Below are 251 nucleotides of genomic sequence, written 5' to 3' on the forward strand. Positions count from 1 at the left end.
GGCGCGATCTCGACACCCGCATGGACAGCGACCGCCACGAAATCGGCCAGCTGCGCACCAGCCTGGAGATCGCCAAATCCGAGATCCGCCAGCTGCGTGCCGAACGCGCCATCCTGAACGGCCAGCTGGAGGTCGCCCGCGGTGACAGGTCTTCAACTGCTGCGTTCGACGAACCCGAGGATGTGCGCATGCCGGCAGCCACCTTCTCGCCGCTGATCGACATTTCGGAAAAATCGCTGCGCGGCTCTGCC

1 protein-coding gene is annotated in these 251 nt (G+C 65.3%); it reads left to right on the top strand.

Going from position 1 to position 251, the window contains the following annotated elements; all coding sequences use genetic code 11:
- Positions 1-20 precede the first annotated feature (20 nt).
- The coding region (locus SB764_RS43015; RefSeq protein WP_410867175.1) for a hypothetical protein at positions 21-251 on the top strand (231 nt) is incomplete at its 3' end.

The organism is Paraburkholderia sp. SIMBA_027 (genome assembly GCF_046535315.1).
Taxonomy (GTDB): Bacteria; Pseudomonadota; Gammaproteobacteria; order Burkholderiales; family Burkholderiaceae; genus Paraburkholderia; species Paraburkholderia tropica.